This window comes from Dactylosporangium sp. NPDC000244 (genome assembly GCF_040300725.1).
In the GTDB taxonomy this organism is placed as follows: domain Bacteria; phylum Actinomycetota; class Actinomycetes; order Mycobacteriales; family Micromonosporaceae; genus Dactylosporangium.
In genome coordinates, this window is the sequence record NZ_JBEPEH010000090.1 from 1 (window position 1) to 13,912 (window position 13,912).

General features: G+C 71.5%; 12 protein-coding genes. 1 reads left to right on the forward strand and 11 read right to left on the reverse strand.

The window, feature by feature from the left end; all coding sequences use genetic code 11:
- Window positions 1-72: 72 nt before the first annotated feature.
- Genes ABT369_RS57010 through ABT369_RS57025 form a run of 4 tightly spaced genes read right to left on the reverse strand, consistent with a single transcriptional unit; the run spans window position 73 to window position 3,502 of the window.
- Window positions 73-786 (reverse strand): ABC transporter permease subunit, encoded by a 714-nt coding sequence (locus ABT369_RS57010; protein ID WP_350627002.1) that lies wholly within the window; start codon window positions 784-786, stop codon window positions 73-75.
- A complete protein-coding gene (locus ABT369_RS57015) occupies window positions 786-1,697 on the reverse strand; it encodes an ABC transporter ATP-binding protein (protein ID WP_350627004.1) in 912 nt (303 codons plus the stop codon). The genes ABT369_RS57010 and ABT369_RS57015 overlap by 1 nt, the downstream gene beginning before the upstream one ends.
- 1 nt (window position 1,698) lies before the next feature.
- Entirely contained in the window at window positions 1,699-2,565 is an 867-nt protein-coding gene (locus ABT369_RS57020) for a DUF2705 family protein (RefSeq protein ID WP_350627006.1), read from the reverse strand.
- On the reverse strand, window positions 2,549-3,502 hold the full coding sequence (locus tag ABT369_RS57025; protein WP_350627008.1) for an ABC transporter ATP-binding protein: 954 nt from the start codon (window positions 3,500-3,502) through the stop codon (window positions 2,549-2,551). The genes ABT369_RS57020 and ABT369_RS57025 overlap by 17 nt, the downstream gene beginning before the upstream one ends.
- A 138-nt stretch (window positions 3,503-3,640) precedes the next feature.
- Here ABT369_RS57025 and ABT369_RS57030 point away from each other — a divergent pair, with 138 nt between their 5' ends.
- On the forward strand, window positions 3,641-4,726 hold the full coding sequence (locus ABT369_RS57030) for a diguanylate cyclase (protein ID WP_350627010.1): 1,086 nt from the start codon (window positions 3,641-3,643) through the stop codon (window positions 4,724-4,726).
- A 637-nt stretch (window positions 4,727-5,363) separates the two neighbouring features.
- Here the strand turns inward: ABT369_RS57030 and ABT369_RS57035 are convergent.
- The 7 genes from ABT369_RS57035 to ABT369_RS57065 all read right to left on the reverse strand — a co-directional run bounded on the left by ABT369_RS57035 (window position 5,364) and on the right by ABT369_RS57065 (window position 13,220).
- Window positions 5,364-6,728: an alkaline phosphatase family protein gene (locus ABT369_RS57035; RefSeq protein WP_350627012.1), complete on the reverse strand. Its 1,365-nt coding sequence runs from the start codon at window positions 6,726-6,728 to the stop codon at window positions 5,364-5,366.
- Between the two features lie 165 nt (window positions 6,729-6,893).
- Window positions 6,894-8,042, reverse strand: coding sequence for a metabolite traffic protein EboE (gene eboE / locus ABT369_RS57040; protein ID WP_350627014.1), 1,149 nt, complete (start codon window positions 8,040-8,042; stop codon window positions 6,894-6,896).
- Complete coding sequence (locus tag ABT369_RS57045) at window positions 8,042-8,890, reverse strand: TatD family hydrolase (protein ID WP_350627016.1); 849 nt, start codon at window positions 8,888-8,890, stop codon at window positions 8,042-8,044. Before ABT369_RS57045 ends, eboE begins: the two co-directional genes overlap by 1 nt.
- Window positions 8,890-9,480: an EboA domain-containing protein gene (locus tag ABT369_RS57050; protein WP_350627018.1), complete on the reverse strand. Its 591-nt coding sequence runs from the start codon at window positions 9,478-9,480 to the stop codon at window positions 8,890-8,892. The genes ABT369_RS57045 and ABT369_RS57050 overlap by 1 nt, the downstream gene beginning before the upstream one ends.
- A gap of 303 nt (window positions 9,481-9,783) precedes the next feature.
- Complete coding sequence (locus ABT369_RS57055; RefSeq protein ID WP_350627020.1) at window positions 9,784-10,626, reverse strand: sugar phosphate isomerase/epimerase family protein; 843 nt, start codon at window positions 10,624-10,626, stop codon at window positions 9,784-9,786.
- Between the two features lie 502 nt (window positions 10,627-11,128).
- Window positions 11,129-11,947, reverse strand: a complete 819-nt coding sequence (locus ABT369_RS57060; protein ID WP_350627022.1) for an SCO3242 family prenyltransferase — start codon at window positions 11,945-11,947, stop codon at window positions 11,129-11,131.
- 139 nt (window positions 11,948-12,086) lie between these two features.
- Entirely contained in the window at window positions 12,087-13,220 is a 1,134-nt protein-coding gene (locus tag ABT369_RS57065; RefSeq protein WP_350627024.1) for an inositol-3-phosphate synthase, read from the reverse strand.
- Window positions 13,221-13,912 lie beyond the last annotated feature (692 nt).

Sequence of the window (13,912 nt, forward strand, 5' to 3'; positions counted from 1 at the left end):
CGGAGGGGGGAGCCGGTCGCCTCGCGTCTACGTCGGGTTTACCCCGCGGCTAGTGATCGATAAACCAGCCGGTCAGCCCGTCTCGCCCGCGACCGAGAGCGTGCGCAGGCGCTGGATCGCGTAGGCCGTCGAGGCCACCGTGAACACCGCCGCCATCACGCAGCTCAGCGGCACCGCCACGTTGCCGTGCAGCAGGTCCGTCGGGGCGAGCCAGTCGACGATCGCCTGCACGTACTGCTGGATCGACAACTTCTGCGTCCCCGTCAGGATGTTGCCCAGCACGCCCTCCCAGAGGACCACGTACGCCAGCCCCACGAGCACCGGCCGCCGGGTCATGACGCTGAGCAGCAGGAAGATCGAGCAGTACGCGAGGGAGCCGATCACCCCGCCGACGAAGAGCGCGAAGGCCAGCGGGGGCTGCCCGGCGATCAGGCCCACGATGAACAGCGGCACGCCGGCGAAGAGGGCGGTGACGCCGGACGCCACGGCGAGCTTGGTGAAGATGATCTCCGAGCGCGGGAGCGGCTTGCTCAGGATGTGCGTGATGGTTCCGTCGTCGATCTCCGAGCCCAGGACGCCGGTGCCGATGATGAGGGCGATCACGGGCAGTACCGCGGAGAAGCCCAGGCCGCCGATGACCCCCTCGCCCCACTCGGCCGGGTCCGGGCCGAACGCCTTGACGATCAGCGTGAGGCCGATGAGCAGCAGCGGGAGCGGCACCAGCAGCCAGATCCGGCGGCGGCCCAGCAGGCCCCGGGCGGTGATCATCGCGACAGTGGCGTTCATCAGGCACCCACCAGGTAGGAGAAGACGCTTTCCAGGGACTCGTCGGCCGGGATCAGGCGGCGCACCCGGACGCCCTCCTTGAGCGCGACGCGCGGCAGGGCGCGGGTGAACGTGCCGTAGTCCGACGCGCGCACCTGCAGGCCGGTCGAGTCGATGTCGACGCCCGCGACCGACTCCAGGGTCATCAGGGCGACCGCGAGGCGCCGGTCGTCGCTGGAGCGGATGGTGAACACGTGCGGGCGGTTGGTCATCAGCCGCCGGATGGTGCGGAACTCGCCGGACGCGGCGAGGCGGCCGGCCACCATGACCTGCACGGTGCCGGAGACCTGCTCGACCTCCTCCAGGATGTGCGAGGAGAACAGGACCGTGCGGCCCTCGTCGCCCATCTTGTGCAGCAGGTCCATCATGTGGAAGCGCTGCCGTGGGTCCATGCCGTTGAAGGGCTCGTCGAGCAGCAGGACGCTCGGCTCGTGCACGAGCGCGGCCGCCACCCGGATGCGCTGGCGCATGCCCTTGCTGTACGTCTCGATCCGGCGGTCCTGGGCCGGCTCCATCTCCACGAGGGCGAGCGCCCGGCGGGCGGCCTCCTCGGGGTTGGCGAGCCGGAACAGCTTGGCGCTGGCGAGCACGAACTCGTGACCGGTCAGGAAGCCGTGCACGCTCTCGCGCTCGGAGACGAGGCCGAGCGTGCGGTACACGTCGGGATTGCGCCAGGTCGGGGCGCCGTCCACGGTCAGCGTGCCGCGGGACGGGGCGAGGAACCCCGACATCATGTGCAGCAGGGTCGTCTTGCCGGCCCCGTTCGGGCCCAGCAGGCCGGTGACGCCGGGCCCGAGGCTCATGGTGACGTCGTTGACGGCGACCACATTGCCGTACCACCGCGAGACGTGCTGCAGATCGACGGTACTCATGTCAGGCGGCCACCTTCCGGTAACGCAGCAGCAGGAGCCCGACGGAACCGGCGAGCAGGACGAGCGCGCCGACGCCGTACACGGGGCCGAGGTTCCCGATCGGCAGCCGGTTGTTCGACTCGGCGCCGAAGATCCACTGTTCCAGGCCGAGCATCATGGTCATCGGGTTGGCCATGAACGAGAGCTTGGCCAGGGTCTCGTTGCCCAGGAAGTTCAGGATGCCCACGATCGGCGAGGTGATGAGGAAGACGCCGACGATGAACGCGGCGGCGAACGCGCGCCGGCCGGTCAGCGAGGCGACCAGCAGCGAGACGCCGGCCAGGATCAGCGCGCGGATGAGCGCCGCGGCCAGGCCCGGTGCCAGGTCGCCCAGCTCGTGCCAGGCGCCGGAGAAGCCGTCGGTGCGCGTGAACACGGCCCCGATGTAGATCAGCAACTGCGGCACGCCCAGGAGCAGCAGCACGGCGGTGACCAGCGCGGCGAACTTCGACAGCGCGTAGTCGGTGCGGGCGAGGGGGCGGGAGAAGTACAAGGGAAGCGTTCGATCGCGCAGGTCCCGCGACACGAGCTCGGGGGCCACGATGGCCAGGAAGAGCATGACCGGGTAGCTCAGACCGGCGACATAGTCACGGTACGACATCAGGGTCTGGCCACTGATCGACCGGTAGGCGATGACGACCACGGCCACGAGCAGCACGATGCCGATGATCATCCAGGGGAAGATCTTGGCCTTGGCCCCGCGCCCGATGCCGAACGCGGCGCGCACGCTGTGCTCGTAGAGGGAGCGGTTGGCGTACCACCGGCCGAGCCGCGGTCCCGTGTACCGCTGATAGCCGATGTCATGGATGACACTAGTCTGCGGCGCCACGGCCGGCCTCCTGAGCGCTCAGCGCGGGTGCGGTGACGGAGTGGGTCTGGAACAGCTCGGCCACGCGGTGGCGGCGCTGGTCGAGCCGGTGCAGCGGCAGGTCGAGCTCGGCGACCGCGACGAGGATGCGGTCGTACACGTCCTCGGAGTCCAGCGGCACGGTGAGCGCGGCCCCGTCGCGGCCGGCCGGGATGCCCAGCTCCGCGAGGCGCGCGGTGAGCAGGTCGACGCCCTCGGACACCTCGACGGTGAGCACGTCGCGGCTCGTCGTCATGTCCTCGACCGACGCCGAGCGCAGCAGCCGCCCGCCGTCGATGGCGATGATCGAGTCGCAGATGCGCTCGACCTCGCCCAGCAGGTGCGAGCAGACCACGATGGAGATGCCGAACTCGGTGCCGATGCGGTGCACCAGCTCCAGCATCGCGTCGCGGCCGGCCGGGTCGAGGCCGTTCGTCGGCTCGTCCAGCAGCAGCAGGTCGGGGTCGTGGGCCAGGGCCTGAGCCAGCTTGACGCGCTGCTTCATGCCGGTCGAGTAGCCGCCGATCTGACGGTACCGCTCCTCGTAGAGCCCGACGTGGCGCAGCGCCTCGGAGGCGCGCTCGCGGGCGGCCGTGGCGGGCAGGCCGCTCATCCGCGCGAGGTGAGTCACGAACTCCGCGGCCGAGACCTCGCCCGGCAGGCAGTCGTGCTCCGGCATGTACCCGACCCGCGAGCGCACGTCCTCGGCGTTCGCGGTCGGGTCGAGCCCGAGGACCCGCAGCTCGCCGGTGGTCGGCGGCAGCAGGCCCAGCATGATCTTGATGAAGGTGGACTTCCCGGCGCCGTTAGCCCCGACGAGGCCGATGATCCCCGGCTCCACCGCCAGAGTCAGGTCCGACAGGGCGGTGACGCCACCCCCGTAGCGCTTCGTCAGCGCACGCGTCTCGATGAGTGTCACGTCGCCGAGACTACGGACCGTACACTCCCCCGACTATCCGGAACGCACCTGAAAGCCGTTCCTTAGGGGTTCTACCTGTGATTCTTCTCAGGTTCGCCCACGGCTCAGGTCAGGGGCCGCCCCGCCGAGTCAAACTCCATGCAATCGTTCCAGGTCGACGACGCGCTCGTGCGCATGCGCCGCAGCCTGGAGTGGGCCGGCATCCTCAGCCGCGCGGCCGCCGTGCTGTGGATCGTCCTCAGCATCACGGTGTTTCCCCATGTGCCGGGGATGTCGACGGTACTGGGCATCGCCGCCGCGGCCGCCGAGGCGCTCATCAACCTCCTCGGCGTGTACGCGCTGCGCAGCGTGGGCCGCCGCCGCTACCCGCGCATCAGCGCCGTGCTCCTGGCCGTGGACACCGCGGCGATCATCGCCATGGTCTACAGCTCGGCGGCCTCGCCGGACCTGGTGTTCTGGCCGCTGCTCATCATCCCGATCATCGTGGGCGCCTACCGGCACCAGCTCACGGGCGCGCTCACGGTCTTCGCGGCCGAGTCGGTCGCGGGAATTCTGCTCTACGTGTACTCCCCGCAGATCGCCGGATATCAGATGCCGGCCGATCTCGTCAGCGTCGCGCCCGGCCTCGAGCTCGTGGTGGCGGTCCTGACCGGCTTGCTGTCCCGGGCGCACCACAACCATCTCGGCCAGCTGGCCGCGGCCCGCGCCAGCCTGCGCGAACAGGCGGCGGGACTGCGCGAACAGGCACTGCACGACCCGCTCACCGGCCTGGGCAACCGGCACCTGCTGCACGAACATGCGCGCAGTACCCTCCACCCCGGCGTGCCCGCGTCCGTGCTCGTGCTCGACCTGGACGGGTTCAAGGCGATCAACGACACGCTCGGCCACGCCGCCGGCGACGAGCTGCTGCAGGTGACGGCGGCGCGGCTGCGCGCGGAGGTGCGCGACCACGACCTGGTCGCCCGACTCGGCGGCGACGAGTTCCTGGTGCTGCTGCACGACACCGACGCGCACCGCGCCCACGAGGTGGCAGCGCGGCTGCGCGCGTCGCTCACCGAGCCGGTGCGACTGGGCGCGGGCACGGTGTCGGTGGACGCGAGCATCGGCACGGCGACCGCGCGCGACGGCGACTTGGACAACCTGATGCGCGTGGCGGACGCGGAGATGTATCGCATCAAGTCCGCGCACCACCTCTTGCGAGCGGGGGCGGCGGCGACGTCTTGACCGCTCGCGGCACGGGCGCGGGCCGACGCGGACGCGGACCGGACACGCGGGCGAGGGGCGGGCGCGGGCCGGACAGGGGCGCCGACCTACCACGTCACGTCCGCGCACCGTCCCTTGCACGTTCGCGCAAACAGGCGGCCGGGAGCCTCAGCGGACCTACCGCGCCACTCCCGCGGGACCGGGCGCGGACCGGACACGTGCGCGGGCCGGGCACGGGGCGGGCGCGGGCAAGACGCGAGCCGGGGGCGGACCGAACGCGGACCGAACGCGGACGCGGGCCGGACACGCACGCGGCCCGGACACGAGCGCGGGCCCGGGCGCGGACCAGACGCGGGCCGGACACGAGGGCGGGCCGGACACGAGTGTGGGAGCGGGCACGGGCGCGGGCGCGAGCCAGGCGCGGACCGGACGCCACAGCCGGGTCACGTCACGCCCGCGCACCACCTCCTGCACATTCGCGCAAGCGGCCGGCCAACCGACTCAGCCGACCTGCCACGTCACGCCCGCGCACCGTCCCTTGCACGTTCGCGCAAACAGGCGGCCGGGAGCCTAAGCGGACCTACCGCGCCACTCCCGCGCACCGCCCCTTGCACATTCGCGCAAACACGCGCCAGCCCACCTCAGCTGACGTGTCGCGTCACTTCCCCGCGCCGCCTCCCCCGAGCAGGCGCATCAGCAAACCCTTGACCTCGGTCGCATGAACGCGGTTCGGGGCGACCGCCGGGTCATCGCAGAGCCAGACAGGCCCGTCGGCCGGGTCGGCAGGCAACAGCCCGTGGGACCCCCGAACCGCCTGGGCGCCCGCGTCCAGCCCGACCGCGCTCATGCGATACCGCATCCCCAGCTTCTTCCTGGCCAGCGCGAGCCCGGCCCGAGCCTTCGCCGCACCCGGCCCGGCCGGATCGAAGAACAGCTCCGCGGGGTCGTAGCCAGGCTTGCGGTGGATCTCGACGACCTGCGCAAAGTCGGGCGCCCGAGCGTCGTCGAGCCAGTAGTAGTACGTGAACCACGCGTCAGGCTCGGCAAGCAGCACCAACTCACCGGAGCGCTCGTGCCCGAGCCCCTCCCGGATCTCGCCGACGCCCGGCAGCTGCTCGCACACCTTGCGCACTTCCGGCACATCCCGCGCGTCGCGAACGTACACGTGCGCAATCTGATGATCGGCGACGGCGAACGCGCGCGACGTCCACGGGTCGAGATACTCCATCCCGTCCTGCGTGTGCACGTTCAGCCAGCCCTCCGTGCGCAGCAGCCGGTTGATGTCCACCGGCCGGCGCACGTCCGTGATGCCGTACTCGGAAAGCGCCACGATCGTCCGTCCACTCGCGCGCGCCGCGTGCAGCAGCGGCCCGAGCACCGTGTCGAGCTCGGCCGCGGCCCGCTCGGCCCGCGGGTCGGACGGGCCGTAGCGCTGCAGGTCGTAGTCGAGGTGCGGGAGGTACACGAGGGTCAGGTCGGGGTTCTTGGCGGCCATGATCCGCTCGGCGGCCCGCGCGATCCACGCGGACGAGGGCAGACCGGCGGTCGGCCCCCAGTACGTGAACAGCGGAAACGGGCCAAGGTCAGCGACCAGCTCGTCGTGCAGCTCGGGCGGGAACGTGTAGCAGTCGGGCTCCTTGCGCCCGTCCGCGTAGTAGATCGGCCGCGGGGTGACGGTCCAGTCGACGTCGGCGCCCATCGCGTACCACCAGCAGACATTGGCGACGGTGAACCCGGGCTCGTCCCGCCGGACGGCGTCCCAGAGCTTCTCGCCCCCGACGAGCGCGTTGTGCTGACGCCACAGAAGGACCTCGCCGAGGTCGCGGAAGTACCACCCGTTGCCGACGATCCCGTGCCCAGAAACCGGCTCGCCGGTCAGGAACGTCGACTGCACCGAGCAGGTGACCGCGGGCAGCACGGGCTCGAGCGGCACCGCTGCACCAACGCTCATCAGGTTCGGCATGTGCGGCAGCAGCCGCGGCGTCAAACCGACAACATCGAGCACCAGCAACTGACGACTCACGCAAAGACCTCCGCTTCGCTCCGGCCCCGGCACGCGCGGCAACCGACTTGCACAGCACTTCGCTCCGGACCGCTCATGCCCGCAGCCCCAGATCGAGCGCCGGCAACTGTCGGGTCATGTCGCCACAGCCACGCGCGGCAACCGGATTCCGCAACTCCAGGCCGCTCATCCCTTCAACCCCAGGTCGTGAAGGGTGTCGCGGGTCCAGGCGAGCTCGGCGGCCATCCCGTGGGCCAGCTCGCGCGGGCTCTCCGGGCGGCGCTCGGCGGGCAGGACGCTCCAGGTGTACGTCTCCACCTCGAGGTGATCGCACGTCGCGACCGGGCCGCCGACGAGGACCCCCAGCCCGGCCCGCAGCACCGGCGTGGTCGAGCGCAACGGCGGCTCCGGCTCCGCGTGCAGCGGCACGTGGTAGTGCACCCGCCACGGCTCCCCGCCCGCCTCGGCCGAGGCCAGGGCCTCGTCGAGGTCGTCGAAGGAGTGCCGGCAGCCGGCCGTGCGGGTCTGGTGCAGGAAGCGCGGCTCGGCGTAGCGGGCCACGACCTCGCGGGCACCGCCGGGGTCGGCGACCTCCAGCGCGGCCGAGACCTGGACCTTCACCACCGGCAGCCCGGCCCGGGCGAGCCGCTGCACCGCGGCGACCGGGTCCTCCCACTGGCACGCGAGGTGGGCCAGGTCGACGCAGACGCCGAGCCAGCGCCGGTCGACCCGGGCCAGGTGCACGGCGGCCTGCAGCGTGTTCTCGATGACGCAACCGGGCTCCGGCTCGAACGCGACCCGCACGGCGCGCCCGGTGAGCGCCTCCAGCCCGGCCAACCCCTGCGCGAGCGCGTCGAGCGCCCGGCCGACCCGGGCCGCCTGCGGGCCGTCCCACGGTTCGCGCCAGCCCAGCGGGAGCGTGGAGATGGAGCCGCGGGCGGCGTCGTCGGGCAGCAGGTCCACGAGGATCCGCGCCAGATCCAGGGTGTACCGCAGGCGCGCGGGATCGGCCCAGTCCGGGTAGTACACGGCGCGCTTGACGACCGGTGCGTGGAACGCGCCGTACGGGAAACCGTTGAGCGTCACCACCTCCAGGCCGCGCGCGTCGAGCTCGCGGCGCAACCGGCGACGCGCGGCCCCGTCCGCGGCGAGCTCCGCGGCGACGCCGGCGCTGAGCCACAGGCCGAGGCCGAGCAGGTCGGTGCCGAGCCGCTCGCGCATGGGCGTGGCGTAGGTGCCCAGTTGCGCGACGATGCCGTCGAGGTCCTCGGCGGGGTGGACGTTTGTGCCGTACGCCAGGTGGACGGTCTGCCCATCGGGGTGCCGCAGCCGCATCACTCGCCCCCGCGCCGGATCGAGTTGCCCTCGTGCGTCTCCGCTCTGTCCACTGTGGAGAAATCCAGCTTCTTGGACTGACCGTAGAACTCGACCGGATTGCGCCACAGCACGCGGTCCACATCGTCATCGGAGAACCCTGCGGCCAGCATTGCTTCACCGGTACGTCTTGTCAGCAGCGGATCCGAGCGCCCCCAGTCGGCGGCGGAGTTGACGAGCATGCGCTCCAGCCCGTACTCCCGCAGGATGTGCACCATGCGCTCGGCCGTCATCTTCGTCTCCGGGTAGATGGAGAACCCCATCCAGCAGCCGGACTCGGCCACCGCCGCGACGGTGACCTCGTTGAGGTGGTCGACGGCGACCCGGCCCGGCTCGAGCCCGGACTCGCGCACCACGGCGAGCGTACGTGCGGTTCCCCGCGCCTTGTCCCGGTGCGGCGTGTGCACGAGCGCCGGAAGTTCATGCTCGACTGCGAGCGCGAGCTGCGCGGCGAAGACCTCGTCCTCGGCCGGGGTCATCGAGTCGTAGCCGACCTCGCCCACCGCGACGACGCCGTCCTTCTCGAGATAGCGCGGCAGCACGTCGAGCACCTCGCGGCAGCGGGGGTCGTTGGCCTCCTTCGGGTTGAGCGCGATCGTGGCGTAGTGGCGGATGCCGAACTGGCTCGCGCGGTACGGCTCCCATCCGACGAGCGAGTCGAAGTAGTCGGTGAACGAGCCCACGCTGGTGCGCGGCTGGCCGAGCCAGAACGCGGGCTCGACGAGGGCCTGCACGCCGGCCGCGGCCATGCGCTCGTAGTCGTCGGTGGTACGCGAGGTCATGTGGATGTGGGGGTCGAAGATGCGCATCACTGTCCCCTCTCCTGGAGTCGCTGGATCAGCGCTTCGGCGTCGGCGGGCATGGTGCGGCCGGCGGCGCGGCGCTCCTCGGCCAGGCCCGCCAGCATGACGCTCAGCTCGGTGTCGGCCCGCTCGTCGAGGTCGGCCACCTGGTCGAGCGGGAGTTGCATGAAGACGGCCTTGAGCACACCCTGCCGCCACGCTGCCGCGTCGAGGTGCCGAGCGGCCGGCCCCAGCGCGGCGGCGACGAGCCGCGCGTCGTTCGTGCGCAGGGCGTCCTCGAGAATGGGCGTCACCGTGTCCGCTTCCGGCTCGAGCAGCGGCAGAGCGCGCAGGATCGCGCGTTTCTCGGCGGCGTCACCGTGGCGGTACAGCTGCGGGATTTCGCTCTTGTCCTGCAGTCGCGTCAGGAGCAGGACCCTGGCGGCGTCGTCGACGCTCCAGCCCGGGGGTTCTTTGAGCATCCAACGCCCGCAGCGGCGGCCGACGGCCGGGAACAGCCGCGCGATCGCGGCCGGCTGACGGGCCACGGTCTCCAGCGCGGTGTCCAGCCACACGGTGTCGGCGAGCTCGGCGCGCAGTCCTGTCACGAGGTTCATGTGGCCTCCTTGGCTTGGTCGCGCGGCCCCGTGGCGGGCTTCATTGGGCTTCCTCGGCCGGGTGGCGCAGTCCGGTCGCTCAGTCCCGCCGTGCTGTTCACGGCGCTGCTCCGACCCGGTCGCGCGGTTCGTTGCACATTTCGCCGCGCCGCGCTGGCCTGGTCGCACGGTTCACGGCGCTTCGCCGACCCGATCGCGTAGTCCGGTCGCTCAGTTCCGCCGCGCTGTTCACGGCGCTACCCCGACCCGATCGGTGCGGTTCGTTGCGCGTTTCGCCGCGCCTCGCTGACCTGATCGCGCGTTTCACAGCGCCTCCTTGGCCTTTTCGCGCAGGAACGCCAGCGAGTCCCGAGCGACGGACGGGGCGGCGTGGCTGTGCCGGGGCAGCTCGACCGCGATCAGACCGCCGTAACCGATGTCGGCCAGCGCCCGCAGGACCGGCGGGAAATCGACCTCGCCCTGCCCGAACTCGAGGTGCTCGTGTACGCCGCGACGCATGTCGTCGATCTGCACGTTCACGAGCGAACCGGCCGCTCTTCGCACACATTCGTCCGCCGGCACCGGCTCCAGGCACCGGCAGTGCCCGATGTCGAGCGTGAGTCCGAAGTGGACGGGCGCACCGAGGTCGGCCCGCAGCCGCTCCCAGTCGGCCATCGACTCCACGAGCATCCCCGGCTCCGGCTCGAAGCCGAGCATCATCTCGGCCCCCTCGGCCGCGGCCAGGACCTCGGCGCATCCGCCGACGAGCCGCCGCCAGGCCTCATCCCGGGCCAGGCCAGCACGCGGAACCCCGGCCCAGAAGCTGACGGCCTCGGCCCCGAGATCGGCCCCGATCCGCACAGCGCGGCGCAGGAACTCCAGCCGCGGCCCGGGTTCGTCGTCGATCAGCGTGGGAGCGTGCTTGTGCCAGGGATCGAGCAGATAGCGCGCGCCGGTCTCGATCACCACGCCGAGCCCGAGCTGGCCCAGCCGGTGGCTGACCTCGCGCACGTGGCGAGCGACACCGGCGTCGAACGGGTCCAGGTGATGATGGTCGAGGGTGAGCGCAACGCCGTCGTAGCCGAGCCCGGCGATGACCGCGAGCGCGTCGTCGAGGCGGTGATTGCTGAAGCCGTTGGTGCCGTAGCCGAACCGGAGCGCGCTCACGCCACCCACCCCTCCCCCACCGCCGGCGCCCCGCCCAAGACAGCCCCGCCCGAGGCAGCCCCGCCCAAGACAGCCCCGCCCGAGGCAGCCCCGCCCAAGACAGCCGCGCCCGAAGACGCCCCACCCGAGGCAGCCCCGCCCAAGACAGCCGCGCCCGAAGACGCCCCACCCGAGGCCGCCTCACCCGAGACTGTCGCGACCGAGGCTGCCGCGCCCGCGCACATCGCCGCCCACGAGATCACGCACGCTCTTTCGCACGCACTCGCACGATTCGCCATTCGCCCGGTCGTTCGCGTCCCATGCCCTGCGGCACGAAACCGGTGGCCAGACTCGCGCACGAACGCACAGCGGGCCGCTTTCCCGGCCGATCGCGCCGCCTCGCGCCCGATCATGTCCACACGTGCTCGCACGGTCGTTCGCGTCGCCTTGTGCGCGAACGTGCAACGCGACACTCGCTCAATCCGTGGCGTCACTTTGTGCGCGAACGTGCAAGACGGTGCACTCATGTCGGGCTCACCTTCTTCGCCAGCCGACGGGCCAGTTCGCTCACCGCGGCGATGGCGAGACCGAGCCGCGGCGCCCCGGCGCGAGCGGTCAGCGCACCTTGGAGCGCCGGCATGTTGACGATTCCGGCCCCGACCGCGCGCTGAATGTGCGCGGCGTCCGGGTTTCGCACGGCGTCAAGCTGCGGACGGCCGTACCGGATCGCGTACCACCCGGCGAGCGCTCCCGCCCCCGGCGTCCCGCCCGCGGCCGCCGCGACCACGGCCGTCCCGGCAAGCGTCCGAGTCGGCAGCTCCGGCGTGGCCCCGTCCACTTCGGCCTGCGAGAGTGCGGTGACGGTGTACGTGTGCGCGAACATGGTCGCCGCCGGCCAAACGGCCTTCCCGGGTCGCTCATTCGCACCGAGCAGCACATTGAGCGCTCGGCAGGTGGCCATGAGCGCCGGTGTCTTCGGGCCGAGGTCGTACGCCCAGATCGCCCCGGCCAGCGGCACCGCGACGCTCAGCGCCCTGCGGCCGCCGGCGAGACCGGCCGCGACCACACCGGCCGTGGTCAGGCCGGCCGCGATGCCGAGCGCGGCCCCGGGCGAGATCCGGCCGGAGGGAATCGGCCGCTCGGGCCGCTCCTTGGCGTCGATCTCGCGGTCGGCCCAGTCGTTGGCGGCCATGCCGGCCCAGTACAGCAGCACGCTCGCCCCGGCCAGTCCCGCCGTCTTCGGCCCGAGTCGCCGCGCGGCCGCCGCGCCCGCGATGATGTCTCCCGGCACCGACAACGCCGCGGGCGCCCGGACGAGTTCGACCAGATCGCGCCACCTCATCGCGGCCCTCGACCAGCTCGGCGAGCGTCTCGAAATCGCGGCCCTCGACCAGCTCGGCGAGCCTCTCGAACCGGGCGGCCAGGCCGCGGTCCGTCCAACGCCGCGGGCACCCGAACGACTTCGGCCGAATCGCGCCACCTCATCGCAGGCCCTCGACGAACTCGGCCAGCGTCTCGAACTGCGCGCCCAGGCCGTGGTCCGTATCGCCGAGCGGGTCCTTGAAGAAGAACGCGAGCGCGGCGAGCGGTCCGACATGTCCGTTCCTGTGCGCGGCCGCGGTGAGTCGCGCAAGGTCGAGCACAAGCGGCGCCGCCAGGGCGGAGTCGCAGCCGTGCCAGGTGAATTCCATGCGCATCGCGGTGCCGAGGAAGCCCTCGAACGTGACCAGGTCCCAGGCGGTTTTGAAGTCGCCGAGCCCCGGAACGTACTCGATGCGCGTCGTCCCGTCCGGCACGTATCCGAGCGTCTCGCCGAGCACGCGCTGCTTGCTCGCCGACTTCGCGGCGTTGGCGGCCGGTTCGGCGAGCGTGGCCCCGTCGCCGCCGCCGAGCAGGTTGATGCCCGACCACGAGGTCGCATGCAGCCGCCGCATCGCGAACATCGGGGCGAGCACGGACTTGAGCAGGGTCTCGCCCGTCTTGCCGTCGTGCCCCGCGTACGGGGTGCCGCGCTCCACCGCGAGTTCGTGCAGTGCCGGGAGCCGCGCGCCGGTGGACGGGGTGAAGTCGACGTACGCGCACCCCGCGCTCATCGCCGCGTAGGCCGCCACCGAGCTGCTCGGCAGCACCTGCTCAGGCGTTGCCATGGCCGCGCGGAGCCGGTCGAGCCCGGCGTGCGCCGGGTGCGGCACCGCGGCGGCCTCGGTGGACGACACGTTGACGACGACGACGCGCTCCAGTTCGTGGCGGTCCCGGAATCGCTCCAGGTCGCCCTGCATGATTGCGGCCGTTTCGCGCTGGGTCGGCGCGTGGGGCACCGGCCGTACGTCATCGTCCACTGTCGACAGTTCACTGTGGAGGGCCGCAACCAGCCGCGCGGGAACGACTCCGGCCGCGGCGAGCGCCTCGGCTCGCTTGACCAGGCTGGCATTGACCACGTCATGGCCACCGAACACGAGGTCTGCGAACCCGGGCAGCGCCCCGGTCTGCAGCCGCGGATGCTCGGTGACGCAGCCGATCGGCTCGGCGAGCCCGGACCGCAACGCGGCGGCTCCGACAATGCTGGTGACGGCGACAGAACCGCGTGCGCCGACCAGCCACACACCCGTACGCACGGGCTCCTCCTAGCGGGTGAGGAACGTGGCGATAGGGATCCATGGATGACGACATCGCCAAATGTCGCTGGATTAGGAGCGTAGATCGGACCCGGGGCTTTCCGCCAGACCCAACCGAACTTTTGTCAGAATCAAAAGAACTTCCGCACTCGTACCGCGAAAGTCCACCTGGCCGCCAGCCGCCCCCGCTCCTCAGCAGCGCTCCTTTGCTCTCGCCACCGCGTCGCCCCTTCGTGCCTGCTCTCCACCCTCGCCACCCGCGTCGGCCGCCCTCGCGCCTGGCGCTCCACCCTCGCCACCGCATTGACCGTCTTCGCGCTTGGCGCTCCACCCACGCCACCTCCGCCCACCCACTTCGGTAGGTACGCCCTATCGCCTTTTGCTAGTAGGCCGATAGCCCTAAGTCGCTCCCGTTCGTCGTGGCGGCAACCGATCCCAGCCGCCACGACCGCCCGACGTTCCCCCACCACCGCCCTCACCCGAGCAGGCATCGACAACAGCTCTGTTGCGAACGCCCACTCAGGCCGTCAAGACACTCCGCTGCCGGAAGACGAAACGCTCAACAGCCGTCCACAACCCGGTGGTCACCAAATAGATCCTGAGGTTCCCCTCGTAACGTGGAGGCCAGAACTTGAGGGATAGAGGTTCATGGCTGAGACGAGGCGTCGGTTCGATCCGGAGTTCCGTGAGGG

Bases quoted from the DNA above. Each gene is read 5' to 3' on its own strand.
- ABT369_RS57010 (WP_350627002.1), bottom strand. From the start codon at position 786: ATGAACGCCACTGTCGCGATGATCACCGCCCGGGGCCTGCTGGGCCGC.
- ABT369_RS57015 (WP_350627004.1), bottom strand. From the start codon at position 1,697: ATGAGTACCGTCGATCTGCAGCACGTCTCGCGGTGGTACGGCAATGTG.
- ABT369_RS57030 (WP_350627010.1), top strand. From the start codon at position 3,641: ATGCAATCGTTCCAGGTCGACGACGCGCTCGTGCGCATGCGCCGCAGC.
- eboE (WP_350627014.1), bottom strand. From the start codon at position 8,042: ATGCGGCTGCGGCACCCCGATGGGCAGACCGTCCACCTGGCGTACGGC.
- ABT369_RS57045 (WP_350627016.1), bottom strand. From the start codon at position 8,890: ATGCGCATCTTCGACCCCCACATCCACATGACCTCGCGTACCACCGAC.
- ABT369_RS57050 (WP_350627018.1), bottom strand. From the start codon at position 9,480: ATGAACCTCGTGACAGGACTGCGCGCCGAGCTCGCCGACACCGTGTGG.
- ABT369_RS57060 (WP_350627022.1), bottom strand. From the start codon at position 11,947: ATGAGGTGGCGCGATCTGGTCGAACTCGTCCGGGCGCCCGCGGCGTTG.